Origin of the sequence: Pseudomonas sp. MH9.3, from assembly GCF_034354675.1 — a bacterium.
Taxonomy (GTDB): Bacteria; Pseudomonadota; Gammaproteobacteria; order Pseudomonadales; family Pseudomonadaceae; genus Aquipseudomonas.
Genome location: NZ_CP133785.1, coordinates 5,513,236 through 5,537,680 on the forward strand (window position 1 = coordinate 5,513,236; position 24,445 = coordinate 5,537,680).

The 24,445-nt window shown below is 60.3% G+C and carries 25 protein-coding genes; 14 read left to right on the forward strand and 11 right to left on the reverse strand.

Annotated features, from left to right (window positions below; genetic code table 11):
- Window positions 1–7 precede the first annotated feature (7 nt).
- The 4 genes from RHM60_RS24690 (at window position 8) to RHM60_RS24705 (ending at window position 1,946) form a co-directional block, all read left to right on the forward strand.
- Window positions 8–403, forward strand: coding sequence for a hypothetical protein (locus RHM60_RS24690; protein ID WP_209980567.1), 396 nt, complete (start codon window positions 8–10; stop codon window positions 401–403).
- A gap of 173 nt (window positions 404–576) precedes the next feature.
- On the forward strand, window positions 577–1,179 hold the full coding sequence (gene phnN, locus RHM60_RS24695; protein WP_322213116.1) for a phosphonate metabolism protein/1,5-bisphosphokinase (PRPP-forming) PhnN: 603 nt from the start codon (window positions 577–579) through the stop codon (window positions 1,177–1,179).
- 162 nt (window positions 1,180–1,341) lie between these two features.
- On the forward strand, window positions 1,342–1,530 hold the full coding sequence (locus tag RHM60_RS24700; protein WP_209980571.1) for a type II toxin-antitoxin system HicA family toxin: 189 nt from the start codon (window positions 1,342–1,344) through the stop codon (window positions 1,528–1,530).
- 11 nt (window positions 1,531–1,541) lie between these two features.
- Window positions 1,542–1,946, forward strand: coding sequence for a type II toxin-antitoxin system HicB family antitoxin (locus RHM60_RS24705; RefSeq protein ID WP_209980583.1), 405 nt, complete (start codon window positions 1,542–1,544; stop codon window positions 1,944–1,946).
- Here RHM60_RS24705 and RHM60_RS24710 read toward each other — a convergent pair.
- Window positions 1,943–3,139 (reverse strand): MFS transporter, encoded by a 1,197-nt coding sequence (locus tag RHM60_RS24710; RefSeq protein ID WP_209980585.1) that lies wholly within the window; start codon window positions 3,137–3,139, stop codon window positions 1,943–1,945. The two genes, RHM60_RS24705 and RHM60_RS24710, sit on opposite strands and share 4 nt — an antisense overlap.
- 140 nt (window positions 3,140–3,279) lie before the next feature.
- On the opposite strand from RHM60_RS24710, the gene RHM60_RS24715 reads away from it, so the two are divergent.
- Window positions 3,280–3,894, forward strand: a complete 615-nt coding sequence (locus RHM60_RS24715) for a DUF5666 domain-containing protein (RefSeq protein WP_209980587.1) — start codon at window positions 3,280–3,282, stop codon at window positions 3,892–3,894.
- Window positions 3,895–3,958: 64 nt separating this feature from the next.
- On the opposite strand, the gene RHM60_RS24720 is transcribed toward RHM60_RS24715, so the two are convergent.
- The 5 genes from RHM60_RS24720 to gcl all read right to left on the reverse strand — a co-directional run bounded on the left by RHM60_RS24720 (window position 3,959) and on the right by gcl (window position 9,561).
- On the reverse strand, window positions 3,959–4,963 hold the full coding sequence (locus tag RHM60_RS24720; protein ID WP_209980589.1) for a sulfate ABC transporter substrate-binding protein: 1,005 nt from the start codon (window positions 4,961–4,963) through the stop codon (window positions 3,959–3,961).
- Between the two features lie 94 nt (window positions 4,964–5,057).
- Window positions 5,058–5,882, reverse strand: a complete 825-nt coding sequence (locus RHM60_RS24725) for an ion transporter (RefSeq protein ID WP_209980591.1) — start codon at window positions 5,880–5,882, stop codon at window positions 5,058–5,060.
- Between the two features lie 136 nt (window positions 5,883–6,018).
- On the reverse strand, window positions 6,019–6,909 hold the full coding sequence (locus RHM60_RS24730; protein WP_322213118.1) for a 2-hydroxy-3-oxopropionate reductase: 891 nt from the start codon (window positions 6,907–6,909) through the stop codon (window positions 6,019–6,021).
- Window positions 6,910–6,992: 83 nt separating this feature from the next.
- A complete protein-coding gene (gene hyi, locus RHM60_RS24735) occupies window positions 6,993–7,775 on the reverse strand; it encodes a hydroxypyruvate isomerase (protein WP_322213119.1) in 783 nt (260 codons plus the stop codon).
- A gap of 10 nt (window positions 7,776–7,785) precedes the next feature.
- Window positions 7,786–9,561, reverse strand: coding sequence for a glyoxylate carboligase (gene gcl, locus RHM60_RS24740; RefSeq protein WP_209980599.1), 1,776 nt, complete (start codon window positions 9,559–9,561; stop codon window positions 7,786–7,788).
- A gap of 251 nt (window positions 9,562–9,812) precedes the next feature.
- Between gcl and RHM60_RS24745 the strand changes: the two genes are divergently transcribed.
- Window positions 9,813–10,253, forward strand: coding sequence for a heme-binding protein (locus RHM60_RS24745; RefSeq protein ID WP_322213120.1), 441 nt, complete (start codon window positions 9,813–9,815; stop codon window positions 10,251–10,253).
- Window positions 10,254–10,707: 454 nt separating this feature from the next.
- Here RHM60_RS24745 and RHM60_RS24750 read toward each other — a convergent pair whose 3' ends face one another.
- The 3 genes from RHM60_RS24750 to RHM60_RS24760 form a co-directional block, all read right to left on the reverse strand.
- Window positions 10,708–11,313: a TetR/AcrR family transcriptional regulator gene (locus tag RHM60_RS24750; protein WP_057008345.1), complete on the reverse strand. Its 606-nt coding sequence runs from the start codon at window positions 11,311–11,313 to the stop codon at window positions 10,708–10,710.
- A 224-nt stretch (window positions 11,314–11,537) separates the two neighbouring features.
- Window positions 11,538–12,326 carry a VacJ family lipoprotein gene (locus tag RHM60_RS24755; protein ID WP_231423585.1) on the reverse strand — a complete coding sequence of 263 codons (789 nt, stop codon included), beginning with the start codon at window positions 12,324–12,326 and terminating at the stop codon, window positions 11,538–11,540.
- Entirely contained in the window at window positions 12,319–13,617 is a 1,299-nt protein-coding gene (locus tag RHM60_RS24760) for a serine/threonine protein kinase (RefSeq protein ID WP_209980607.1), read from the reverse strand. The genes RHM60_RS24755 and RHM60_RS24760 overlap by 8 nt, the downstream gene beginning before the upstream one ends.
- A 237-nt stretch (window positions 13,618–13,854) precedes the next feature.
- Here RHM60_RS24760 and RHM60_RS24765 point away from each other — a divergent pair, with 237 nt between their 5' ends.
- On the forward strand, window positions 13,855–14,223 hold the full coding sequence (locus RHM60_RS24765; protein ID WP_209980608.1) for a hypothetical protein: 369 nt from the start codon (window positions 13,855–13,857) through the stop codon (window positions 14,221–14,223).
- Between the two features lie 35 nt (window positions 14,224–14,258).
- On the opposite strand, the gene RHM60_RS24770 is transcribed toward RHM60_RS24765, so the two are convergent.
- Window positions 14,259–15,812: a glycosyl hydrolase family 17 protein gene (locus tag RHM60_RS24770; RefSeq protein ID WP_322213122.1), complete on the reverse strand. Its 1,554-nt coding sequence runs from the start codon at window positions 15,810–15,812 to the stop codon at window positions 14,259–14,261.
- Between the two features lie 332 nt (window positions 15,813–16,144).
- Here RHM60_RS24770 and RHM60_RS24775 point away from each other — a divergent pair, with 332 nt between their 5' ends.
- From RHM60_RS24775 to RHM60_RS24785, 3 genes are all read left to right on the forward strand, one after another.
- Entirely contained in the window at window positions 16,145–16,996 is an 852-nt protein-coding gene (locus RHM60_RS24775; RefSeq protein ID WP_209980612.1) for a glycine betaine ABC transporter substrate-binding protein, read from the forward strand.
- Between the two features lie 260 nt (window positions 16,997–17,256).
- A complete protein-coding gene (locus tag RHM60_RS24780) occupies window positions 17,257–17,568 on the forward strand; it encodes a DUF485 domain-containing protein (RefSeq protein WP_003190001.1) in 312 nt (103 codons plus the stop codon).
- Window positions 17,565–19,223 (forward strand): cation acetate symporter, encoded by a 1,659-nt coding sequence (locus RHM60_RS24785; RefSeq protein WP_209980614.1) that lies wholly within the window; start codon window positions 17,565–17,567, stop codon window positions 19,221–19,223. Before RHM60_RS24780 ends, RHM60_RS24785 begins: the two co-directional genes overlap by 4 nt.
- A 181-nt stretch (window positions 19,224–19,404) precedes the next feature.
- Here RHM60_RS24785 and gltA read toward each other — a convergent pair whose 3' ends face one another.
- The gene (gltA, locus tag RHM60_RS24790; protein ID WP_090407109.1) at window positions 19,405–20,694 is read right to left on the reverse strand and encodes a citrate synthase; all 1,290 of its coding nucleotides are present in this window, start codon (window positions 20,692–20,694) and stop codon (window positions 19,405–19,407) included.
- Between the two features lie 364 nt (window positions 20,695–21,058).
- On the opposite strand from gltA, the gene sdhC reads away from it, so the two are divergent.
- The 4 genes from sdhC to RHM60_RS24810 are packed head-to-tail and all read left to right on the forward strand — an operon-like array spanning window position 21,059 to window position 24,287.
- Complete coding sequence (sdhC, locus tag RHM60_RS24795) at window positions 21,059–21,433, forward strand: succinate dehydrogenase, cytochrome b556 subunit (protein WP_016702211.1); 375 nt, start codon at window positions 21,059–21,061, stop codon at window positions 21,431–21,433.
- Window positions 21,427–21,795, forward strand: coding sequence for a succinate dehydrogenase, hydrophobic membrane anchor protein (gene sdhD / locus RHM60_RS24800; protein WP_231423586.1), 369 nt, complete (start codon window positions 21,427–21,429; stop codon window positions 21,793–21,795). The genes sdhC and sdhD overlap by 7 nt, the downstream gene beginning before the upstream one ends.
- Before the next feature lie 3 nt (window positions 21,796–21,798).
- Window positions 21,799–23,571, forward strand: a complete 1,773-nt coding sequence (sdhA, locus tag RHM60_RS24805; RefSeq protein ID WP_209980618.1) for a succinate dehydrogenase flavoprotein subunit — start codon at window positions 21,799–21,801, stop codon at window positions 23,569–23,571.
- An 11-nt stretch (window positions 23,572–23,582) separates the two neighbouring features.
- Window positions 23,583–24,287, forward strand: coding sequence for a succinate dehydrogenase iron-sulfur subunit (locus RHM60_RS24810; protein ID WP_003172807.1), 705 nt, complete (start codon window positions 23,583–23,585; stop codon window positions 24,285–24,287).
- The last annotated feature ends 158 nt before the right edge of the window (window positions 24,288–24,445 follow it).

Here is a 24,445-nt window from a genome sequence, read left to right on the forward strand (position 1 = left end):
AACGCCCATGACCGCCATTGCACGCATCACCCTGCTCAGCCTCGTACTCGGCTTGAGTGCCTGCGCGGTCCACCGCCCACCTCCGGTGCCCACCGGCCCGACCATCCCGCCAACGGGCCCGTCGACGCAGCCGAGCACTCAACCTTCCGGCCCGGTCACGCCACAGCCCAAGCCTGTGCCGAGCAAATCCCCAACCTTCGCCCCGCCACCTGGCGCCGCCAGCCACTGGGACGGCAAGATGCAGGTGTATGTGCTGGAAGAGCAGCCCGACACCTTCTACCGCCAGCGCACCTACTATCGCTGGAGCAACGGCTGGAGCCGCTCCATCAGCCCGAACGGGCCATGGGAAGAAACCGACGTGCAGGGCGTGCCGCCGGGCTTGAGCAAGCAGTACGCGCAATGACAAAAGGCGACCTTCGGGTCGCTTTTTCCATCTCGCAAGCCAGTTCCTACAGGAAATTCTATTCGGCCATCAAACCGAGGTATTCCCGACTCCGCCTGCCAATGGGTGTATGGCGGTCCGCGCTCCGGTAAGGTAGCCCCCATGTCTGGAAAACAAGCAAACAGGGTGTATTGATGGCCGGCAGGTTGATCTATCTCATCGGGCCGTCGGGTTCGGGCAAGGACAGCCTGTTGGACGCCGCACGCTCACGCCTGGCCGAGCGCGGTTGTCGCATCGTGCGCCGCGTCATCACGCGTTCGGCGGAGGCGGTGGGCGAGGCGGCGCAGGGTGTGACCCCGGAGCAGTTTGCCGCGCTGCAGGCGCAGGGCGCATTTGCCCTCAGTTGGCAGGCCAATGGGTTGTCCTACGGCATCCCGCGCGAGATCGACGATTGGCTGGCGGCGGGGGAGGACGTGCTGGTCAACGGCTCCCGTGCGCATCTGGCGCAAACCCGCGAGCGCTACCCGGGCATGGGGGTGCTGTTGCTGGCGGTGGATCACACCCTGTTGCGCCAGCGCCTGATCGCGCGGGGGCGTGAGTCGTTGGCCGATATTGAGGAACGGCTGGCGCGCAATGCGCGGTTCACGGCGCAGATGATCGCCGGCAATGACGCCGGGTTGTACGTACTCGACAATTCCGGCGCTCTGGAAGATACCGTCGAACATCTCTTGTCAGTCCTGCTGAAAATCCAGCGTGGGAGGGGGCTTGCTCCCGATGGCGGTGGAACCGTCGCCTGATGAATTGACTGACCGAGCAAGCCCCCTCCCACACTGGATCTGCATCGTCCTTCGCTATCCCAATATCCCGTCACATAACCGGCAGTCACCCAAGTGAATGTTGTGCTTGAGTAAAGATAACTCTAGGGTTATTTTTAATCGAGCCAAGCCAAGGAGGCCGAGGTGCAAAGCAGGGTGTTGATCAAGGAACTGCAAGAAGCAGGTTGGGTGCTGGATCGCGTCACGGGCAGCCATCATATTTTTACCCACCGCTATAACCCGTACACGATCCCGGTGCCCCATCCCAAAAAGGATCTGCCGCTTGGCACCGTCAGCAGCATCAGAAAACGCGCCGGTCTGTTTCAGTTTTAAGGAGAGCATGCATGCAATACCCAATCTGTATCGAATGGGGCGATGACTTCACCGCCACCGGCATCCAGATCCCCGACATTCCCGGCGCTGTTACCGCCGGAGACAGTTTTGAAGAGGCGTACAACGCAGCGGTGGAAGTCGCGCACATCATGCTGCAGGAGATTGCCGCAGAGGGTGGGGTGATTCCAATGCCGACGTCGGTGGCCAATCACCACGCCGACGAAGCGTACGCCGGCATGGGCTGGGGGATGCTGGAGCTGGACATTTCGCCCTATCTGGGCCGGACCGAGAAGGTCAATGTGACCTTGCCCGGTTATGTCATCCAGCGTATCGACCGCTATGTGCGCGAGCACAAGGTCAAAAGCCGCTCGTCATTTCTGGCGGACGCGGCCTTGGAGAAGTTGGTGCGCTCCTAGGCGGTAGCGACCGCCGCGTGCCGTGATGCACTCAAAAAGCGCAGCAACGCCAGCAACGGGAATGCGCTGCCCACCAGCATGACGCCCAGCCAGCCGCCGTGTTCATACACGCTGCTGGCAATCGCCGAGCCGAAGGCGCCGCCGATGAAGATGCTGGTCATGTACAGCGCATTCAGGCGGCTGCGGCTATTGGCGTCGAGGGCGTAGATGGCGCGCTGGCCGAGCACCATGTTCATCTGTACGCAGAAATCCAGCACCACGCCGGTCACAGCCAGGCCGATGACGCTGTACAACGGATGCACCAGCGCCGGCAGGAAGCTCAACGCGGCAAACAGCATGGCCAGCAGCGAGGCGCGATGGGTGTGGCCCGCGTCGGCCAGACGGCCGGCAATGGGCGCGGCGATGGCGCCGATGGCGCCCACCAGGGCGAAGAGTGCGATCTGTGTCTGGCTCAGACCGTGGCTGCGCACCAGCTCCAGCGGAGCGGCGGTCCAGAACAGGCTGAAGGTGGCGAACAGGCAGCCCTGGTAAAACGCGCGCTGGCGCAGTAGCGGTTGTTCACGCAGCAGGGTGCCCAGGGAGCGCAGTAATTGGCCGTAGCTGGCGCTGTGGTCGGGTTGACGCTTGGGAATGGTCAGCATCAGCACCACGCTGATAAACGCCATCAACGCGGCGGCCGCCATGAACATCGCGCGCCAGCCGAAGTGGTCGGCCACCAGGCTGGACACCGGCCGTGCGAGCAAAATGCCGAGTAGCAAGCCGCCCATGATGCTGCCCACCACCCGGCCACGCGATTCGGCGGGCGCGAGGTGCGCGGCCAGCGGGATCAGGATCTGCACCGACACCGAACTGAAGCCGATCAGCAGCGATACCAGCAGGAACAGGTTCGGCTGCTCGGTAAATGCCGCGCCCAGCAGGCTGGCGATGGCGACCACGGTGGTGGTGATCATCAGCTTGCGGTTTTCCAGCAGGTCACCCAACGGCACCAGAAAAAACAGGCCCAGGGCATAGCCGATCTGCGTCAGCGACACGATCAGGCTCGCCATCGCGGGCGTCAGGCCGATGTCCGGCGCGATCAGTTCGATGATCGGTTGTGCGTAGTAGATGTTGGCCACAATGGCGCCGCAGCAAAACGCAAACAGCATCACCATGCCTCGGGTCATGCTGCTTGTAGCGTGGGACGTAGCGTTCATGGTGTTCTCATAAAGCAAGGGAGGATGACGGGCGAGAGTAGAGACAACGCCCTGGGACGAGTAGGCTGTTCGGCGTGATATTACTTATGTCGGGCAATGATACATTCAGTCACAACTGCCGAAACAGGAAATCCACTGCGATGAAGATCACGTTAAACAAGATGATTTTGGCCTCAACCCTTGCCGCTGCCATGGCGGTGGGCCTGGCGCACGCGGCCGAGGCCCCGCGCGTTGGCGTCCGCGGCGCCATCACTGCGATGGACGGGGATGCCATGCACGTCAAGGTCAATAGCGGCGAAGACGTCGTCGTGCACCTCACCCCGGCCACCCAGGTACGCGCTGTGACCCTGACCAAAATTGATCAGATCAAGCCGGGCAGCTACATCGGCTCGGCTGCCATGCCCAATGCCGACGGCACCCTGACCGCCCTTGAAGTCCACGTATTCCCCCCGGCCATGGCCGGCACGGGTGAAGGGCATCGCGCGTTCGATTTAAAGGAAGGCAGCAGCATGACCAATGGCACCGTCGGCGACCTGGTGGTCAGCAACGGACGCACGTTGACCGTCAGATACAAGGGCGGCGAGCAGAAGATCGTGGTGCCGGATGATGTGCCGATCGTCAACCTTGAGCCTGGGGATCGCACGTTGCTCAAGCCGGGCGTGAAGGTGGTGTTGTTCGCGTCGCAGGGGGCGGGCGGGAAAGTCACTGCCCAGGCGATCTCTGCCGGGAAGGATGGCGTGACACCGCCGATGTAATTGGCGAATGCAAAACCAATGTGGGAGCAGGCAAGCCAGCTCCCACAGTTATGACCGCGTTTGATTATTGACCGGAGTAGATCTGGTCAAACACGCCGCCATCATTGAAGTGGGTCTTCTGCACGGTGCGCCAGTCGCCAAAGGTCTTCTCCACCGACAGGAAGTCGACTTTCGGGAAACGGTCGGTGTACTTGGCCAGCACTGCCGGGTCACGTGGGCGCAGGTAGTTGTTGGCGGCAATTTCCTGACCTTCGGGCGACCACAGGTACTTCAGGTAGTCTTCGGCGGCTGCGCGGGTGCCTTTCTTGTCGACGACCTTGTCGACCACCGACACTGGCGGCTCGGCCTCGGCAGAGACGCTTGGGTAGATCACTTCGAACTGATCGCGGCCGAATTCACGGGCGATCATTTCCGCTTCGTTCTCGAAGGTCACCAGCACGTCGCCGATCTGGTTGGTCATGAACGTGGTGGTCGCGGCGCGGCCACCGGTGTCCAGCACTGGCGCCTGTTTGAACAGCTTGCCGACAAACGCCTTGGCCTTGTCTTCGTCACCACCGTTCTTGAGTACATAGCCCCAGGCCGACAGGTAGGTGTAGCGGCCGTTACCGGACGTCTTGGGGTTGGGCACGATCACTTGCACACCGTCTTTCAACAGGTCCGGCCAGTCTTTCAGGGCTTTCGGGTTGCCCTTGCGCACGATGAACACGGTGGCCGAGGTGAACGGCGCGCTGTTGTTCGGCAGGCGGGTGACCCAGTTGTCCGGTACCAGTTTGCCGTTATCGACCAGGGCATTGATGTCGGTGGCCATGTTCATGGTGATCACGTCGGCCGGCAGCCCATCGATGACCGAGCGCGCCTGTTTGCTGGAGCCGCCGAAGGACATCTGCAGGGTCAGCTTGTCGTTCGGGTGCTCGCTGTCCCAGTGTTTCTGGAAGGCTGCGTTGTAGTCCTTGTAGAAATCGCGCATCACGTCGTAGGAGACGTTGAGCAGTGTGACGGGGGCTGCCTGCACGGCGCCCGCGAGGGCAAGGCCGGCGGCCAGGAGAGAGGCGCTAACGAGTTTTTTCACTGCTCATTCCTTGTTGTTCGAGAAGAGGGGAGGCACTTTGCCAGCGACTATAGCGGCACCCGCATAGCGCCTTAAAGATTAAAAAGAACTTTGCTTATTCCACTTTCTTGAAAAGATTGCTGCCACAGCGCGAACAGAACGCTGCGTTGGGCTCATGGCTGTCTTTCTTGCACACCGGGCAGTCGGTTTGCAGCTGTTCACCGCGCATCGCGCTGGCCAGTTCAGCGGTGAAAATCCCGGTGGGCACGGCGATGATCGAGTAACCGGTGATCATCACCAGTGACGAAATCACCTGGCCCAGCGGGGTCCTGGGCACGATATCGCCAAAGCCCACGGTGGTCAGCGTCACGATCGCCCAGTAGATGCCCTTGGGAATGCTGGTAAAGCCGTGTTCCGGGCCTTCGATCACGTACATCAGGGTGCCGAACACGGTCACCAGGGTGCACACGCTGACCAGGAACACCACGATCTTCTGCTTGCTGCCGCGCAGCGCCGCCATCAGGTAGTTGGCCTGCTTGAGGTAGGGGCTGAGCTTGAGTACGCGGAAAATCCGCAGCATGCGGATGATGCGGATGATCAACAGGTACTGCGCGTCGCTGTAATACAGCGCGAGGATGCCGGGCACGATGGCCAGCAGGTCCACCAGCCCATAAAAACTGAAGGCATAACGCAACGGCTTGGGCGAGCAATACAGGCGCAGGCAGTACTCGACGGCGAAGATCAGCGTGAAGCCCCACTCGATATAGGCCAGCACATTGGCGTAGTTCTGGTGGACCTGGTCGATGCTGTCGAGCATCACGATCACCAGGCTGGCGAGAATGATCAGCAGCAGGATGCCGTCAAAGCGCCGCCCGGCCACGGTGTCGCTCTGGAAAACCATGACGTAGAGCCGCTGACGCCAATCGTTATTGCTGTGCATAAAGAACGCCCGAATCGAAGGTCGGGCAAGCCTAGGGGGATTCGAAGGGGCTGTCCATGCGGCGGCGGGTTTTGGGTGAGTCAGAGCGACCGTGGTGGACCCATCGCGAACAAGCCCTCTCCCACAGGGACTGCATTTATCCTTCGCGAATCGAGAAGTTCGCCAGGTGCTCGAGGCCCTTGATCAGTGCCGAATGGTCCCAGTTGCCACCGCCGAGTGCCTTGCAGGTGCTGAACACCTGCTGGGTGGCGGCGGTATTGGGCAGGTTGATCCCCAGCTCCTTTGCCCCGGCCAGCGCCAGGTTCAAATCCTTCTGGTGCAGGTTGATACGAAAGCCCGGGTCGAAGGTGCCGTTGATCATGCGTTCGCCGTGCACTTCGAGGATTCGGGAGGCGGCAAAGCCGCCCATCAGCGCTTCACGCACCCTGGCCGGGTCGGCGCCGTTTTTTGCCGCGAACAGCAATGCTTCGGCCACCGCCTGGATGTTCAGCGCCACGATGATCTGGTTGGCCACCTTGGCCGTCTGGCCATCGCCATTGCCGCCGACCAGCGTGATGTTCTTGCCCAGGCTCTGCAGCAGCGGCAGGGCGCGCTCAAAGGTCTGCGGCTGACCACCGACCATGATGCTCAGGCTGCCGGCCCTGGCGCCGACCTCACCGCCGGACACCGGTGCGTCGAGGTAGTGCGCGCCGGTCTCATTGATCTTTGCCGCAAAGGCTTTGGTGGCAGTGGGGGAGATCGAGCTCATGTCGATTACCACCTTGTCTGGCGACAGCCCGGTGGCCACGCCGTTGGCACCGAACAGCACGTCCTCGACCTGCGGCGTGTCGGGCACCATCACGATGATGAACTCGGCCTCCCGCGCCACCTGCTGCGGGGTGGCCAGGGCCACGGCGCCGGCGCTGATCAGTTCAGCCGGCGCCTTGCTGTGGTGTTCGCAGAGAAACAATTGATGACCAGCCTTTTGCAGGTTCGCAGCCATGGGCAGGCCCATGATGCCGGTGCCGATAAAACCGATGTTAGCCATGAAAAAATCCTCTTTTTATTACACAGCAGGTCCCATGTGGGAGGGGGCTTGCCCCTCCCACATTTGGTTCTGTGTTGTGTTTGTTAGATCGCGTTGTGAGTTTTGAGCCAACCCAAACCAGCTTCGGTGGTGGTCGACGGCTTGTATTCACAGCCGACCCAACCCTGGTACCCGATGCGGTCCAGATGTTCGAACAGGAAGCGGTAGTTGATCTCGCCGGTGCCCGGCTCGTTGCGCCCTGGGTTGTCGGCCAGTTGGATGTGGTTGATCACCTCCAGGTGAGTGGCCATGGTCCGGGCCAGGTCGCCCTCCATGATTTGCATGTGGTAGATGTCGTATTGCAGGAACAGATTGTCACTGCCCACCTGCTCGCGGATCGCCAGGGCTTGCGCGCTGTTGTTGAGGTAGAACCCCGGGATGTCGCGGGTGTTGATCATTTCCATCACCAGCCGGATGCCCGCCGCCTGAAGGTGTTCGGCGGCGTACTTGAGGTTGGCGACAAAAGTCTGCTCCACGGTTTTATCGTCCACCCCTTCGGGGCGAATGCCCGCCAGGCAGTTGACCTGGGTATTGCCCAGCACCTGGGCGTAGGCGATGGCGAGCGTGACCCCGGCGCGGAACTCCTCGACCCGGTCAGGGTGGCACGCGATGCCGCGCTCACCCTTGGCCCAGTCACCGGCCGGCAGGTTGAACAGCACCTGCGTGAGGCCGTTGGCCTCGAGTTGCGCCTTGATTTCGGTGGAGCCGAACTCGTACGGGAACAGGTATTCGACGCCGGTGAAACCGGCGTCGGCGGCCGCCTTGAAACGGGCGAGGAAATCCTGTTCGGTAAACAGCATGGACAGGTTGGCGGCAAAGCGCGGCATAGGGTTCTCCTTAATCGAGCAGGGCAATGGCAGTCGGCGCATCGTTGCCGACCAGCGCCAGGTCTTCGAATTCATTGACGGCGTTGATCTCGGTGCCCATGGAAATATTGGTCACGCGCTCCAGAATAATCTCAACGATCACCGGTACCTTGAATTCTTCGATCATTTCCTGCGCCTTGCGCAGCGCCGGCTGGATCTGGCCCGGCTCGAACACCCGCAGCGCCTTGCAGCCCAGGCCTTCGGCGACGGCCACATGGTCGACGCCATAGCCGTTCAGCTCCGGCGCGTTGAGGTTGTCGAAAGACAGCTGCACGCAATAATCCATGTCAAAGCCGCGCTGGGCCTGGCGTATCAAGCCCAGGTAGGAATTGTTCACCACCACATGGATATACGGCAGCTTGAACTGTGCGCCCACCGCGAGTTCTTCGATCATGAACTGGAAATCATAGTCGCCCGACAGCGCCACCACCCTGCGGCTCGGGTCAGCTTTGACCACGCCGAGGGCCGCCGGAATGGTCCAGCCCAGGGGGCCGGCCTGGCCGCAGTTGATCCAGTGGCGGGGTTTATAAACGTGCAGGAATTGCGCGCCGGCAATCTGCGACAGGCCGATGGTGCTGACGTAGCAGGTGTCTTTGCCGAACACCTGGTTCATCTCTTCGTACACCCGCTGCGGCTTGACCGGCACGTTATCGAAGTGGGTCTTGCGCTGCAGGGTGGCCTTGCGTTGCTGGCAGTCATGCAGCCAGGCGCTGCGGTCCTTGAGTTTGCCGGCGGCTTTCCATTCGCGGGCCACCTCGATGAACATCGTCAGGGCGGCGCCGGCGTCGGAAACAATACCCAGGTCCGGGGTGAATACGCGGCCGATCTGCATCGGTTCGATGTCGACATGGATGAACGTGCGCCCCTCGGTGTACACCTCCACCGAGCCGGTATGGCGGTTGGCCCAGCGGTTGCCGATGCCCAGCACCAGGTCTGACTTGAGCAGGGTCGCGTTGCCATACCGGTGCGAGGTTTGCAGGCCGACCATGCCCACCATCTGCGGGTGATCATCCGGGAGGGTGCCCCAGCCCATCAGGGTCGGAATCACCGGGATGCCGGTCAGTTCGGCGAACGCCACCAGCAAGTCGCTGGCGTCGGCATTGATCACGCCGCCGCCGCTCACCAGTAACGGGCGTTCGGCCGCATCGAGCAGGGCCAGGGCCTTTTCCACCTGAAGGCGGGTGGCCAGCGGCTTGGCCAGTGGCAGCGGCTGGTAGGCGTCGATGTCAAATTCGATCTCGGCCATCTGCACATCGAACGGCAGGTCGATCAATACCGGGCCGGGGCGGCCGGAGCGCATTTCATAAAAGGCCTTCTGGAACGCGTAGGGCACCTGGCCCGGCTCCAGCACGGTGGTCGCCCACTTGGTCAGCGGCTTGACGATGCTGGTGATGTCGACGGCCTGGAAGTCTTCCTTGTGCAGGCGGGCACGGGGCGCCTGGCCGGTGATGCACAGGATCGGGATGGAGTCGGCCGACGCGCTGTAGAGGCCGGTGACCATGTCGGTGCCCGCCGGACCCGAAGTGCCGATACACACGCCGATATTGCCGGCCTTGGTGCGGGTATAGCCCTCGGCCATGTGCGAGGCGCCTTCAACATGGCGAGCAAGGATGTGATCGATGCCGCCAATTTTCTGCAAGGCCGAATACAGCGGGTTGATCGCGGCGCCTGGGATACCGAAGGCGGTGTTCACGCCCTCGCTACGCATCACCAGTACGGCGGCTTCGATTGCTCTCATTCTGCTCATTTTTTTGTCGCCTCGTATTTTTATAATTGTATACAAGTTGCGTTTGGTCGGAGTTTATTCACGGCGGGCTGTGCAGGTCAATGCATTTTATGAGCAGGCTTTTACGTCTTTCGACGTTTTATGTGCGGTGTTTAGAGGCTTTGTTGGGGTTTTTTGTATACAAAAATAATAGTAAATGTATTCTGTTTTTATTCGCGGCTTGATCAAACAGGCCTTGAGCGCATCCTGATAACAAGAAAAAGGACGGCACCATGAGCGCGTTAAGCTTGAAACTCGCTACTCAATTGACCTGCCACGCTATCGCCGCCGGCCGTGCGATGTCCGCCGCACCGCTGACCATCGCGGTACTCGACAGCGGCGGCCATCTGATCACCCTTCAACGTGAAGACGGCGCCAGCCTGCTGCGCCCGCAGATCGCCACCGGCAAGGCCTGGGGGGCTATTGCAATGGGCAAGGGCTCACGCCTGCTGGCGTTGGACGCACAGCAGCGCCCGGCGTTTATCGCCGCATTGAACAGCCTGGGACGCGGCAGCGTGGTGCCGGCACCGGGCGGGGTGCTGATTCGGGATAGAGCGGGCGTGGTGCTGGGGGCGATCGGGATCAGCGGGGATACGTCGGATATTGATGAGCGGTGCGCGATTACGGCGATTGAGGGGCTGGGGTTGCTGGCGGACGCGGGGGTGCCAGATTGACTGGATTATCTTCAGGGCCCCATCGCAGGCAAGCCAGCCCCCACATTGGGCGGTGTAATCCTGTGGGAGTCCCCACTACCTCTTCGACGTAGCGCTGTCGCGCAGCAAACTGGGGCCTCTGTGGCGAGCGGGCTCGCCCTAATGCCGTTCAGTTAAGGAAAATGTGTGGGCGTATTGTGGCGAGCGGGCTTGCCCCGCGTTGGGGTGCGAAGCGTCCCCAATCGAGCAAAACGCGGTGTACCTGATACGGCTCAGCGCCTGGCTTTGGGGCTGCTGCGCAGCCCAACGCAGGACAAGCCTGCTCGCCACAGGGAATCTGCGCTTAACTGAACGGCATTAGGGCAAGCCCGCTCGCCACAGGAATGTGGCTGCCTGGAACTTAAGGTTTAAAATCAATACGTTATTTTGTGTTTGATAAGAGCTGGCTTGCCTGTGATGGCCTCGCCCGGATCTATCAGTCCGGCTCACATCCCTTCAACACCAACCGGATAATCGTCTGCGCCGCCGCCTCATAGTCGGCCTCATCCAGCCTGGCCTTGCCGGTCACGGCTGAAATCTGCCAGTCGAAATCCGCATAGGTCTGGGTGGCCGCCCAGATGCTGAACATCAGGTGATGGGGATCGATCGCTGCGATCAACCCGCGATCCACCCAGCTCTGGATGCAGTCGATATTGTGCCTGGCCTGGGCATTCAGTTGTTCGACTTGCTCCCCGCTCAGGTGCGGCGCGCCGTGCATGATTTCGCTGGCGAATACTTTGGAGGCGAAGGGCAGGTCGCGGGAGATGCGGATTTTCGAGCGAATGTAGTTGCTCAATACCTCCTTGGGGTCGCCTTGGGGATTGAACGGCGTGGAGGCGGCCAATATCGGCTCGATGATGCTCTCGAGCACCTCGCGGTAGAGGTTGTCCTTGGACTTGAAGTAGTAGTAGACGTTGGGCTTGGGCAGTCCGGCCTTGGCGGCGATGTCGCTGGTTTTGGTTGCGGCGAAGCCCTTGTCGGCAAACTCCTCGCTCGCCGCCCGCAGGATCTTTTCTTTATTGCGCTCGCGAATGGTGCTCATAAACCAGAGATTTCCTTGCCAGGACAGGCGGTTGCGCATGGTAGCACCGGCCATCCGCGAGCCTCAACAATGTGCCCCCCAAGGGGGGCGCCTGAGTCTGCATCGCGTTCACTTTGAAAGGCTGCTCAAGGGTGGTCGTGGCGGAATATTTAATTGGGTACTTGTCTGTTTAAAAGGCAAAAAAAAGGCCATTCGGTTGAATGGCCTTTTTTTATCGACGCGGTTTACTCGGCAATCTGCAACTTGCGCGATTCGGTGTAGATATACCGCACCTTCTCATACTCGAACGGCGAGTTCATCTGACCGTAGCGGAAGCTGGTCTGATAACGCCGGTCTACTGCTCGCAACGCCCAGATTTCCGGGTGGTTGGAGCTGACTTCGGCCACGTTCAGGAAGTTGATCTGGTTTTCGGCGGTGTAGTCCACCAGTAGCCCGGTGGTGTCACGCAGGTTCGACGGACCGAAGATCGGCAGCACCAGGTACGCGCCGCCGGGCACGCCGTAGAAACCCAGGGTCTGGCCGAAGTCTTCGCTCTGGCGCGGCAGGCCCATGGCGGTGGCCGGGTCCCATAGGCCGGCGATGCCGATGGTGGTGTTGACCAGTAGACGCCCGGTGGTTTCCAGCGAGCGGTGGCCCTTGAGCTGCAGCAGGCTGTTGAGCAGGTTGGGCACATCGCCCAGGTTGTTGAAGAAGTTGCTCACGCCGGTGCGCAGGAAACTGGGCGTGACGTAGCGATAACCGTCGACCACCGGCAGGAACACCCATTGGTCGAAGCGGTAGTTGAAGTGGTACACGCGGCGGTTCCACGACTCCAGCGGGTCGTACACGTTGAGGGCGGTGAGCGACGAACGCTCGAACTCGCGCTGGTCAAGGCCCGGGTTGAACTTGAGCTTGGTCAGCGGTTCCTTGAAGCCATCGGCGTCGACCTTGACTGGCTCATGGGCCTTGCTGTTGTCGGCATTGGCCACGCCTGCGCACATCAGGGCGGCAAGCAGCAGAAGATATTTAGCCACGGAAGAACTCCAGCATGGCGTCGGCGTTGACGCGGTAATTAAGGTTGCCGCAGTGGCCGCCCAGCGGGTAGACGGTCAAGCGATCGCCGAAGGTTTTACGCAGGAAACCCAGGTCGCCAGGGCCGAGGATCACGTCATCGGCATTGTGCATCACCGCGATTTTCGGGCTGTCATGCAGGTAGTCCTTCAGCGCGTACAGGCTGACCTGATCGACCAGTTGCAGCAGGCTGCCGCCATCGGAGCGCGCACGCCACATCGGAATGACTTGCTCGGTGAGGTAGCAATCGAAGTCGCATTGCAGCGCGCGCTTGAGGAACGGCGTGAGGCTGGTGCCTTCGGTGATCGGATATTTGGGTGGAATGATCAGGCCACGGCGGTTGATCAGGTCCGAAGTAAAGGCAATGTCGGCGGCCGAGAAACGGAACGAGGTGCCGATCAGCATGGCCATCTGTTCGTTGGTCAGGTGCTGCTTGGATTGCTGGAAGTCGTAGAGCAGGGCGTCGTTGAGGTCGATGTAGCCCTTTTGCTGGAAGTAACGGGTGAGCTTGTTCAGCACCAGCTCATAGAAGGTGGTGGTGTTGTTGATGCCCTTGACCTCGGTCTGCACCAGCTTGTCGAGGTTGGTGATCGAGGTATAGAGGTTGACCGGCGGGTTGAGCAGCAGCACTTTCTTGAAGTTGAAGCTGCGGCGGGTCTCGTCGAGCTTGCTGACGAATGCCGCATCCAGCGCACCCAGGCTGTAACCGGTGAGGTAGAAGTCGGTCACTGGCAGCGAGGCATTCTGCGCACGCACGGCCTGCATCACGCGGTACATGTCTTCGGCGTCTTCCTGGGTGATGCCCGGGGTGGCGAAGCGCGAGGCGGCGCTGATGAAGTCGAAGCTGGTGGGCGACGAGAGTTGCACCACGTGGTAGCCGGCCTGGTAATACAGTTTTTTCAGGTATTCGTTGATGCTGCTGTCGAACCGCGCGCCGGTGCCGGCGATCAGGAAGATCAGCGGCGCGGCGTGGTCCTGCTTGGCGATGCGATAGGTGAGTTTCTTCACCGCCCAGAAGTTGTCCGGCAGGCTGAACTCGCGCTCGGGGCGCATGTTCAGGGTGTGGTCGGACTGGTTGATCTCGTCGTCGCTCGGCAGGGTGGGCCGAAGATCAGGCGGGGTGGTCGCGATGGTCGCTTCGAACGGGTTGGTCAAAGGGTAGCCATAGCTGGCCTGGTCGATATCGACGGCCAGTGCTGACGCACTCAAAAATAGGCTGCCCAGCAAGGCAGCGCAGCGCAAGGAACGGAGCATGACTGGATCCCTAAGAGGAAAAGGTGCTGAATGAAGTTCGCAGGCTATGACCACCACGTAATCGCCGAAGTGCCATCACTCGGCACCAAAATGTCGGAAAATTACATCAGAATTGGGCTATAGCAGGCAGAAGATACACTTTGCCACGCATTGGTGAACACTAATTGTGTGTATGTCCCTTGCCAACGGCCGGCGGGGGATTAAGCTGAGCGCCGTTTTCGCCTATCGGAGTGCCCCATGTCCCGCCGCTTCCCGTTGATTTTGCTACTGATTGCCCTGCCGTTATGGCTGGCTGCCAGTTATGGCGCACGCTATGGTTTTATGGAAGATGCGCAGTGGGTCGGCCTCTGCGCCGACGAGGCCAGTCGCTGGGAATGCCAGGTGCGTTCGAACCTTGGGTTGATGATTCACTTCCAGGTGCTTGGCTGGCTGACATTGGTGCCGGCGGTACTGGCGTTCTTCGTGCCGGGACGCACGGGGCTGGGGTTGGCGCTGTTGGCCTTGCTGTTCGGGGTGCCCGCGCTGGTGTTGTACAACGCCAGTTTTGCAGTGTTTGCGCTGGTGATTGCGGGGTTGCGGTTGGTCAGGACGCCGCGCGGTGCCTGACAGGCCTCATCGCGGGCGTGCCTGCGATAGCGGTTTCAGACCTTGCGCACCCTCAGGCACCGCCACAACGCCACAGCCATCAGCAGGCTGACCACCGCCCAACCCCAAGCCTGCTGGTTCAGCAAACCCTCTCGGTACAATTGCGGCGCAATGCCTACACCGATGATCAGGGCCAGCAGCAGCATCTCCCGACGTGGCCCGCCCACCGGGCGCACCAGGTACACCAAAGCCGGCAGCACCAGTGCCGCGCTGGGAAAGCTGCGATAGCGCGGGTCGAACACCATGGCGAGCATCATCACCGCGCCGGCGAACCCGGCCATCGCCACCAGCCAGCCTCCACGTCGCTCCATCCAGGCGAACGCCCGCTCACGCCAACCCTCGCGGGCACTCAGGGCGAGGGCCGCGTGAGTCAGCACCAGCAGGTTCAACACCACCAGCACGGCGGCCCAGGCCCATTCATCGGTAGAGCGTGCCGTGACGCGGGCCAGCTCAGCCCAGGTGCCGATTGAGCATGCGGCGACGGCGCCCAGCAGTGGCAGCGCAAGTGCGTTGCGCGTGCTGCGTACGCGGCCGCCCAGTACCAACGCAGCTAACAAAATGACGCCTCCGACGCCCAGCCACACTCGCCAGTACGGCACATTGCTCACCGGTCCGGCGAGGATGCCCTTTTCCTGGCGATCGGCATCGAACAGCCCCCAATAGCCGCCCACGGCACCTTCATTGAGACGTTTCCACGGCTGGTCAAAGGCTTCGATCAGGTTGTAGTGCCAGCCATTGGCTTCGGCCATGGCGACGAAGCCGCGCATGAACTTCGCCTGGTTGACCCGACTCGGCACGGCAGTCTCGCGCTGGCGGCCCTGGCTCGGCCAGCCGGTTTCGCCGATCAGTATGTCCTTGTCGGGGAAGTTGTGACCGAAGGTCTGGCGCACATCGCCCACATGCTTGAGGGCCTGGTCGATGCCGGATGGGTCATCTTCCCAGTACGGCAGCAGGTGAATGGTGAGGAAATCCACGGCCGGAGCGATTTCCGGGTGCTGCAGCCAGAATTCCCACACATCGGCGTAGGTCACTGGCTGTTTGATCTGGCTTTTGACGGTGTGGATCAGCTTCACCAGTTGCGTGGCGGTGACTTCCTTGCGCAGCAGCGCTTCGTTGCCGACGATCACTGACGTCACTACGTCTGGGTTGGCGTTGGCGGCGGCGATCAGCAACTCGACTTCTTTTCTGGTGGCGATCGGGTCACTGCTGACCCAGGCGCCAATCATCAGCTTCAGCCCGTGCTTGCGTGCCAGCGCCGGTATGGCCTCAAGGCCGTACATCGAATAAGTGCGGATGCACTCAAAGCGCGTGGCCAGCAGGGCGAGGTCGGCGTCCACGCGCTCGGGGCGCAGCGTGAACGGCTGGTCATAAGGCGATTGGTCCTTGTCGAACGGCGTGTAGGACGCGCATTGCAGCTTGTGGCTGGCGCTGGCGACGTCCGGCAGCACCACGGAACGGCCCAGGCCGTACCAGTAACCAACGAGGGCCAGCAGGCCGAGGAGCAAGGCAAGGCAATAGGGCAGGGCAGGGAAGCGGGCAGTGGCGGGCATGGTCGGCTTTTCTGGGGGAGCAAAGGCGCGCATCTTACCCGGATTTGTCCCGTCCCAGTGGGGCTGCATACTTTTGACATGCAAAGTTCGAGCGGGATATTGGCGTTAAACCCTACAAAGCGTCCTACTGGCTATGTGATGTCGTTTCTTGCTTACCCAAGGTCGCTGACAGAGCAGGTCGAATGCCCGCTCAGGTTGATGATCAAAACGTCAGCACTCCACTGATGGCGTACCACCGTGATCGACGCGCGTGATGGGGGCGCGGTGCACCCTATAACAACAGGTTGACGTCGCTCGGCATCCGCCGGGCGCAGCACTTTCGGGGAAGTACTATGAAGATGCGACGACTCTTGGGCGCAGCTGCCACTCTGGTAGTTGCGATGGGCTCCACACTGGCCAGTGCCGACAGCAAGACCCTGAGTATCGGCTACGTGGACGGCTGGTCCGACAGCGTTGCCACCACTCACGTGGCGGCTGAGGTGATCAAGCAGAAGCTCGGCTACGACGTAAAACTGCAAGCGGTCGCCACCGGGATCATGTGGCAGGGCGTCGCCACCGGCAAGCTCGATGCCATGCTCTCCGCCTGGCTGCCGGTGACCCACGGTGAATACTGGACCAAGAACAAGGACAAGGTGGTCGACTACGGCCCCAACTTCAAGGATGCGAAGATCGGCCTGATCGTGCCGGAGTACGTCAAGGCCAAGTCCATCGAAGACCTCAAGACCGACACCACCTTCAAGAACAAGATCGTCGGCATCGACGCCGGTTCAGGCGTGATGCTCAAGACCGACGAAGCGATCAAGGCCTACGGCCTGGACTACAAGCTGCAGGCCAGCTCCGGCGCAGCAATGATCGCCGAACTGACCCGTGCCGAAGACAAGCAGGAGTCCATTGCGGTCACCGGTTGGGTGCCACACTGGATGTTCGCCAAGTGGAAACTGCGTTTCCTGGAAGATCCAAAAGGGATTTATGGGGCTGCTGAAACCGTCAACAGCATCGGCAGCAAGGGCCTGGAGAAGAAAGCGCCGGAAGTCGCAGCCTTCCTGAAGAAATTCCAGTGGGCCTCCAAGGATGAAATCGGCGAGGTCATGCTCGCGATCCAGGAAGGCGCCAAGCCTGATGCTGCGGCCAAGGACTGGGTCGCCAAGCACCCGGACCGCGTCGCTGAATGGACCGCTAAATAACCCCCGGCCTTGATGCAACCCCTTGTGGGAGGGGGCTTGCTCCCGATTGCGACATGTCGGCCACCGATGTTTTGGCTGACCCACCGCAATCGGGAACACGCCCCCTCCCACATTATTTTCGTGCCCCGCAAATGTTTCTGCACCCTTCCAATCCCTCGCTACACTCCCTCTACTACTAAGGTCGTCTGGAACCTGTTCCACAGCCGCATACAGTGGCCATGTTCCAATAATAAAAAAGCTGTGCTGCGAGGATAAAAATAATGAACGACAGCATTTACCTCTCGATTCAAAACAGCCCGCGCTTCAAGGAGCTGGTGAGAAAAAGGGAAAGGTTCGCCTGGATTCTCTCGGCGATCATGCTCGGGCTCTACTCCGCTTTCATCCTGTTGATCGCCTACGGGCCACAAGTGCTGGGGGCCAAGATCAGCCCCGGTTCGTCGATTACCTGGGGCATTCCCCTGGGCGTCGGGCTGATTGTGTCCGCCTTCATCCTGACCGGCATTTACGTGCGCCGGGCCAATGGCGAGTTTGATGACCTGAACAATGCGATTCTCAAGGAGGCTGCGCAATGATCCGGCGTCTACTGGCACTCTTCGGCGCTTCGCTGTTTGCTCCCGCCCTTTGGGCGGCGGACGCATTGACCGGCGAAGTGCACAAGCAACCCCTCAACGTCTCCGCCATCGTGATGTTTGTCGCGTTCGTCGGTGCCACCCTTTGCATCACCTACTGGGCGTCCAAGCGCAACAAGTCGGCGGCCGACTACTACGCGGCCGGCGGCAAGATCACCGGTTTCCAGAACGGCCTGGCGATCGCCGGCGACTACATGTCGGCGGCGTCCTTCCTGGGGATTTCCGCCCTGGTGTTCACCTCCGGCTACGACGGCCTGATCTATTCGATCGGCTTCCTGGTGGGCTGGCCGATCATTCTGTTCCTGATCGCCGAGCGCCTGCGTAACCTGGGCAAATACACCTTTGCCGACGTGGCGTCCTATCGCCTCGGGCAAACCCAGATTCGCAGCCTGTCGGCCTGTGGTTCGCTGGTGGTGGTGGCGTTCTACCTGATCGCGCAGATGGTGGGCGCGGGCAAGCTGATCCAGTTGCTGTTCGGTCTGGACTACCACGTAGCGGTGATCCTGGTCGGCATCCTGATGTGCATGTATGTGCTGTTCGGCGGCATGCTGGCGACCACCTGGGTGCAGATCATCAAGGCGGTGCTGTTGCTGTCCGGTGCTTCGTTCATGGCGCTGATGGTGATGAAGCACGTCAACTTCGACTTCAACATGCTGTTTGCCGAGGCGATCAAGGTTCACCCCAAAGGTGAAGCGATCATGAGCCCTGGCGGCCTGGTGAAAGACCCGATTTCGGCATTCTCCCTGGGCCTGGCACTGATGTTCGGTACCGCCGGCCTGCCGCACATCCTGATGCGCTTCTTCACCGTGAGTGACGCCAAGGAAGCGCGCAAGAGCGTGTTGTACGCAACCGGCTTCATCGGCTACTTCTACATCCTCACCTTCATTATCGGTTTTGGCGCAATCCTGCTGGTCAGCACCAACCCGGCGTTCAAGGATGCGGCCGGCGCTCTGCTGGGCGGTAACAACATGGCGGCGGTGCACCTGGCCAACGCGGTGGGCGGCAGTATCTTCCTGGGCTTCATCTCGGCCGTGGCGTTTGCCACCATCCTCGCGGTGGTGGCCGGCTTGACCCTGGCCGGTGCGTCGGCGGTGTCCCATGACCTGTATGCCAGCGTGATCAAGAAGGGCAAGGCCAACGAAAAGGATGAGATTCGCGTGTCGAAGATCACCACCGTGGCCCTGGGTGTATTGGCGATTGGCCTGGGTATCCTGTTCGAAAGCCAGAACATCGCGTTCATGGTGGGCCTGGCGTTCTCCATTGCTGCCAGCTGTAACTTCCCGGTGCTGCTGCTTTCCATGTACTGGAAAAACCTCACCACCCGTGGCGCCATGATCGGTGGCTGGCTGGGTCTGATCAGCGCCGTAGGCCTGATGGTGCTGGGCCCGACCATCTGGGTCTCGATCCTGCATCATGAAAAAGCCATCTTCCCGTACGAGTACCCGGCGTTGTTCTCGATGATCATCGCGTTCGTGGGGATCTGGTTCTTCTCCATCACCGACAAGTCGGCGGCGGCAGAGAAAGAGCGTGCGCTGTACTTCCCGCAGTTTGTGCGTTCGCAGACTGGCCTGGGAGCGAGTGGGGCGGTGAATCATTGATGCAGTTGCAAGTGGCAAGCTACAAGCTGCAAGTTAGAAGCAGTGCTGTGTAGAGAGATACCCCTGTAGAGATGCAGGGGTATTTTTTTTGCTTGCGGCTTATAGCTGGAAGCTTGCAGCTCACTAAATCCCAGCCAAAAAAAAACGGCCTCATCAAGAGGCCGTTTTTTCTGGCTGGGATTTAGTGCCGATCTTCCAGCTTGGTAATGTCACGCGACTCGTAGCCGGTGTACAGCTGGCGCGGGCGGCCAATCTTGTACGGGCTGGAGAGCATTTCCTTCCAGTGGGAGATCCAGCCCACGGTCCGCGCCAGGGCGAAGATCACGGTGAACATGCTGGTTGGAATGCCGATGGCCTTGAGGATGATCCCCGAGTAGAAGTCGACGTTCGGGTACAGCGAGCGTTCGATGAAGTACGGGTCGGTCAGGGCGATCTCTTCCAGGCGCATGGCCAGTTCGAGTTGCGGATCGTTCTTGATGCCCAGCTCTTTCAGTACTTCGTCGCAGGTCTGCTTCATCACGGTGGCGCGCGGGTCGCGGTTCTTGTAGACCCGGTGACCGAAGCCCATCAACTTGAACGGATCGTTCTTGTCCTTGGCCTTGGCGATGAATTTGTCGATGTTGGACACATCGCCGATTTCATCGAGCATGGTCAACACGGCTTCGTTCGCACCGCCGTGGGCAGGGCCCCAGAGTGCGGCGATACCGGCGGCGATACAGGCAAACGGGTTGGCACCCGAGGAGCCTGCCAGGCGCACGGTGGACGTCGAGGCGTTCTGCTCGTGGTCGGCGTGGAGGATGAAGATCCGGTCCATGGCCTTGGCGAGCACCGGGCTGATCGGTTTGATCTCGCACGGGGTGTTGAACATCATGTGCAGGAAGTTTTCTGCATACGTCAGGTCGTTGCGCGGGTACATCATGGGTTGGCCCATGGAGTACTTGTAGACCATCGCGGCCAGGGTCGGCATCTTGGCAACCAGGCGGATCGCGGAAATTTCGCGATGCTGCGGGTTATTGATGTCCAGGGAGTCGTGATAGAAGGCCGAGAGGGCGCCGACCACGCCGCACATGACGGCCATCGGGTGGGCGTCGCGACGGAAGCCGTTGAAGAAGGTCTTCAATTGCTCATGAACCATGGTGTGGTTCTTCACGGTGCTGACGAACTGGGCTTTCTGCTCGGCTGTTGGCAGTTCGCCATTTAGCAGCAGGTAGCAGGTTTCCAGGTAGTCCGACTGTTCAGCGAGTTGCTCGATCGGGTAGCCCCGGTGCAGCAGAATGCCATTGTCGCCATCGATATAGGTGATCTTCGACTCGCAGGAAGCGGTCGACATGAAGCCTGGGTCGAAAGTGAAACGGCCCGTGGCCGTCAGGCCCCGTACGTCGATAACATCGGGACCAACGGTGCCGGTTAAAATGGGCAGCTCGACGGGGGCTGCGCCCTCGATGATCAACTGCGCTTTTTTGTCAGCCATGTGGCCTCCTATTTATGCTTCAAATCATCAGACAGCCCCCCACGCAGGGCCCGCACCACTATAGTGAGATAAATTCAGAAGTCAATTTGCCTAAAGTCTTGCTCCAGAAGGCTTTAACCATACTTTTTCGTCGAAATTGACTGCCGTTTACGCCTTTTATACCGCCAGCGCAATCCGCTATTAGGGTGAGGAGCGCGCGTTGTCATTAGTAGCCTAACTGTCTATACTCGGCCACCGACCGCCAAGGGCTTTTGGGCTTGCTTTCATTGGGGGTCGCACTCCCTGGGTGGTGCTTACCTGACCAGTCGCACTCCCCAACAACTTTGCCCTGATTGTTAGGGGCTCTTCAGTGTGAAAAAAAGCCGTGAATAGCCAACGACCTGTAAACCTAGACCTAAGGACCATCAAACTCCCAGTCACTGCATACACGTCGATTCTTCACCGAATCTCCGGCGTCATTCTCTTCGTCAGCCTGGCCATCATGCTCTATGCATTGGACAAGTCGCTGAGTTCGGAAGAGGGCTTCGGCGAGGTGAAAGCGTGTTTGACCAGTCCGCTAGCCAAGCTAGTGATTTGGGGCATCCTGTCCGCTTTGCTGTATCACCTGGTCGCCGGTGTGCGCCATCTGATCATGGACATGGGCATCGGTGAGACGCTGGAAGGCGGTAAGCTGGGCTCGAAAATCGTTATCGCCGTTTCCGTGGTGGTGATCGTGCTGGCAGGAGTTTGGATATGGTAACTAACGTCACGAACCTGTCGCGTTCGGGCCTCTATGACTGGATGGCACAGCGTGTGTCTGCGGTCGTTCTCGCGGCTTATTTCATTTTCCTGATCGGATACGTCGTCGCCAATCCAGGCCTCGGCTATGCCCAATGGCATGACCTGTTCTCACACAACGGCATGCGAATCTTCAGTCTGCTGGCCCTTGTGGCCCTGGGCGCTCACGCCTGGGTCGGCATGTGGACCATCGCGACCGACTACCTGACGCCGATGGCGCTGGGCAAGTCCGCGACCGCAGTCCGTTTTCTCTTTCAGGCAGTCTGCGGCATCGCGATGTTCGCTTACTTCGTCTGGGGTGTGCAGATTCTTTGGGGTATCTGATTCATGGCTAACATTCCAACTATTTCCTTTGACGCCATCATTATTGGTGGCGGCGGTGCCGGCATGCGCGCTGCGCTGCAGCTGGCCCAGGGCGGTCACAAGACTGCCGTGATCACCAAGGTGTTCCCGACCCGTTCCCACACCGTATCGGCCCAGGGTGGCATCACCTGCGCCATCGCTTCCGCCGACCCGAACGATGACTGGCGCTGGCACATGTACGATACCGTCAAGGGTTCCGACTACATCGGTGACCAGGACGCTATCGAATACATGTGTCAGGAAGGCCCGGCTGCGGTGTTCGAGCTGGACCACATGGGTCTGCCGTTCTCCCGTACCGAGCAAGGTCGTATCTACCAGCGTCCATTCGGCGGCCAGTCGAAGGATTACGGTAAAGGCGGGCAGGCTGCCCGTACCTGCGCCGCATCCGACCGTACCGGTCACGCGCTGCTGCACACGCTTTATCAGGGCAACCTGAAAGCCGGCACCACGTTCCTGAACGAGTACTACGCTGTCGATCTGGTGAAGAACGGCAAGGGCGAGTTCGTCGGCGTGATCGCCATCTGCATCGAAACCGGTGAAACGACCTACATCCGCGCCAAGGCTACCGTGCTGGCGACGGGCGGTGCAGGCCGTATCTATGCGTCCACCACCAATGCACTGATCAACACCGGTGACGGCGTTGGCATGGCGCTGCGTGCCGGCGTGCCAGTGCAAGACATCGAAATGTGGCAGTTCCACCCGACCGGCATCGCCGGCGCCGGTGTACTGGTAACCGAAGGTTGCCGTGGTGAAGGTGGTTACCTGATCAACAAGCACGGCGAGCGTTTCATGGAGCGTTATGCTCCCAACGCCAAGGACCTTGCCGGTCGTGACGTTGTGGCCCGTTCAATGGTTAAAGAGATCATCGCCGGCAACGGCTGTGGCCCGAACGGCGACCACGTACTGCTCAAGCTCGATCACCTGGGCGAAGAAGTGCTGCACAGCCGTCTGCCAGGTATCTGCGAGTTGTCCAAGACCTTCGCACACGTTGACCCGGTGGTTGCGCCGGTGCCGGTCGTTCCAACCTGCCACTATATGATGGGCGGCGTGCCTACCAACATTCATGGCCAGGCGATCACCCAGAACGCCGACGGCGTGGACGAAATCATCCACGGCCTGTTCGCGGTAGGCGAAGTGGCTTGCGTATCGGTACACGGTGCCAACCGTCTGGGCGGCAACTCGCTGCTCGACCTGGTGGTATTCGGCCGTGCGGCCGGCCTGCACCTGGAAAAAGCGTTGACCGACGGCATCGAATACGATGACGCCACCGACGCCAACATCGAAGCGGCCCTGTCGCGCCTGAACGCGCTGAACGAGCGCACCGATGGCGAAGACGTCGCTACCCTGCGTCGCGAGCTGCAAAGCTGCATGCAGAACTACTTCGGTGTGTTCCGTACCGGCGAATACATGCAGAAGGGCATCGCCCAGTTGGCGGATCTGCGCCAGCGCATCGGCAACGTCAAGATCAACGATAAGAGCCAGGCATTCAACACCGCTCGTATCGAAGCCCTTGAGCTGCAAAACCTGTTGGAAGTGGCTGAAGCGACGGCGATCGCCGCCGAGGTTCGTAAAGAATCCCGTGGTGCTCATGCCCGTGAAGACTTTGAAGACCGTGACGACGAAAACTGGTTGTGCCACACCCTGTACTTCCCGGGTGACAAGCGCGTAACCAAGCGTGCCGTGAACTTCTCGCCGAAGACTGTTCCGACGTTTGAACCGAAAATTCGGACTTACTAAGGGTGGCTGCCATGTTGAAAGTCAGTGTTTACCGCTACAACCCTGATCAGGACGCTGCGCCGTTCATGCAGGAATTCCAGGTCGATACCGGTGGTAAGGACCTGATGGTGCTGGACGTGCTGGCCCTGATCAAAGAGCAGGACGAGGGTTTCTCCTATCGTCGCTCTTGCCGTGAAGGTGTCTGCGGTTCCGATGGCATGAACATCAACGGCAAAAACGGTCTGGCGTGCATCACGCCGCTGTCGGCCGTGGTTAAAGGCAACAAGCTGATCGTTCGTCCACTGCCAGGTTTGCCGGTTATCCGTGACCTGGTTGTCGATATGAGCATCTTCTACAAGCAATACGAGAAAGTTAAGCCGTTCCTGCAGAACGACACGCCGGCTCCGGCCATCGAGCGTCTGCAGTCCCCTGAAGAGCGTGAAAAGCTCGACGGTCTGTACGAGTGCATCCTGTGCGCCTGCTGCTCGACCTCGTGCCCGTCCTTCTGGTGGAACCCGGACAAGTTCCTGGGTCCAGCCGCTCTGCTGCAAGCGTATCGCTTCCTGGCAGACAGCCGTGACACCAAGACATCCGAGCGTCTGGCTTCGCTGGATGACCCGTTCAGCGTATTCCGCTGCCGCGGGATCATGAACTGCGTCAACGTATGTCCCAAAGGCCTGAACCCGACTAAGGCCATTGGTCACATCCGCAACATGCTGCTGCAAAGCGGCGTGTAACCGGCGTTGTAACAAGGCAGGACCGTTGTGCCCGTAAATGCTGCGGCGCAGGCTTCAACCGGCGCCGTAGTTTTAACTTGAGCAGCGACTTACAAAGCCGCAGCTCTTATTTTGAAGAAATGAGACAAGCAGGGGCATTCGGGTTGGTACCCGAACTA

Bases quoted from the DNA above. Each gene is read 5' to 3' on its own strand.
- RHM60_RS24690 (WP_209980567.1), top strand. From the start codon at position 8: ATGACCGCCATTGCACGCATCACCCTGCTCAGCCTCGTACTCGGCTTG.
- phnN (WP_322213116.1), top strand. From the start codon at position 577: ATGGCCGGCAGGTTGATCTATCTCATCGGGCCGTCGGGTTCGGGCAAG.
- RHM60_RS24705 (WP_209980583.1), top strand. From the start codon at position 1,542: ATGCAATACCCAATCTGTATCGAATGGGGCGATGACTTCACCGCCACC.
- RHM60_RS24710 (WP_209980585.1), bottom strand. From the start codon at position 3,139: ATGAACGCTACGTCCCACGCTACAAGCAGCATGACCCGAGGCATGGTG.
- RHM60_RS24715 (WP_209980587.1), top strand. From the start codon at position 3,280: ATGAAGATCACGTTAAACAAGATGATTTTGGCCTCAACCCTTGCCGCT.
- RHM60_RS24725 (WP_209980591.1), bottom strand. From the start codon at position 5,882: ATGCACAGCAATAACGATTGGCGTCAGCGGCTCTACGTCATGGTTTTC.
- RHM60_RS24730 (WP_322213118.1), bottom strand. From the start codon at position 6,909: ATGGCTAACATCGGTTTTATCGGCACCGGCATCATGGGCCTGCCCATG.
- hyi (WP_322213119.1), bottom strand. From the start codon at position 7,775: ATGCCGCGCTTTGCCGCCAACCTGTCCATGCTGTTTACCGAACAGGAT.
- gcl (WP_209980599.1), bottom strand. From the start codon at position 9,561: ATGAGCAGAATGAGAGCAATCGAAGCCGCCGTACTGGTGATGCGTAGC.
- RHM60_RS24745 (WP_322213120.1), top strand. From the start codon at position 9,813: ATGAGCGCGTTAAGCTTGAAACTCGCTACTCAATTGACCTGCCACGCT.
- RHM60_RS24750 (WP_057008345.1), bottom strand. From the start codon at position 11,313: ATGAGCACCATTCGCGAGCGCAATAAAGAAAAGATCCTGCGGGCGGCG.
- RHM60_RS24760 (WP_209980607.1), bottom strand. From the start codon at position 13,617: ATGCTCCGTTCCTTGCGCTGCGCTGCCTTGCTGGGCAGCCTATTTTTG.
- RHM60_RS24765 (WP_209980608.1), top strand. From the start codon at position 13,855: ATGTCCCGCCGCTTCCCGTTGATTTTGCTACTGATTGCCCTGCCGTTA.
- RHM60_RS24770 (WP_322213122.1), bottom strand. From the start codon at position 15,812: ATGCCCGCCACTGCCCGCTTCCCTGCCCTGCCCTATTGCCTTGCCTTG.
- RHM60_RS24775 (WP_209980612.1), top strand. From the start codon at position 16,145: ATGAAGATGCGACGACTCTTGGGCGCAGCTGCCACTCTGGTAGTTGCG.
- RHM60_RS24780 (WP_003190001.1), top strand. From the start codon at position 17,257: ATGAACGACAGCATTTACCTCTCGATTCAAAACAGCCCGCGCTTCAAG.
- RHM60_RS24785 (WP_209980614.1), top strand. From the start codon at position 17,565: ATGATCCGGCGTCTACTGGCACTCTTCGGCGCTTCGCTGTTTGCTCCC.
- gltA (WP_090407109.1), bottom strand. From the start codon at position 20,694: ATGGCTGACAAAAAAGCGCAGTTGATCATCGAGGGCGCAGCCCCCGTC.
- sdhD (WP_231423586.1), top strand. From the start codon at position 21,427: ATGGTAACTAACGTCACGAACCTGTCGCGTTCGGGCCTCTATGACTGG.
- sdhA (WP_209980618.1), top strand. From the start codon at position 21,799: ATGGCTAACATTCCAACTATTTCCTTTGACGCCATCATTATTGGTGGC.
- RHM60_RS24810 (WP_003172807.1), top strand. From the start codon at position 23,583: ATGTTGAAAGTCAGTGTTTACCGCTACAACCCTGATCAGGACGCTGCG.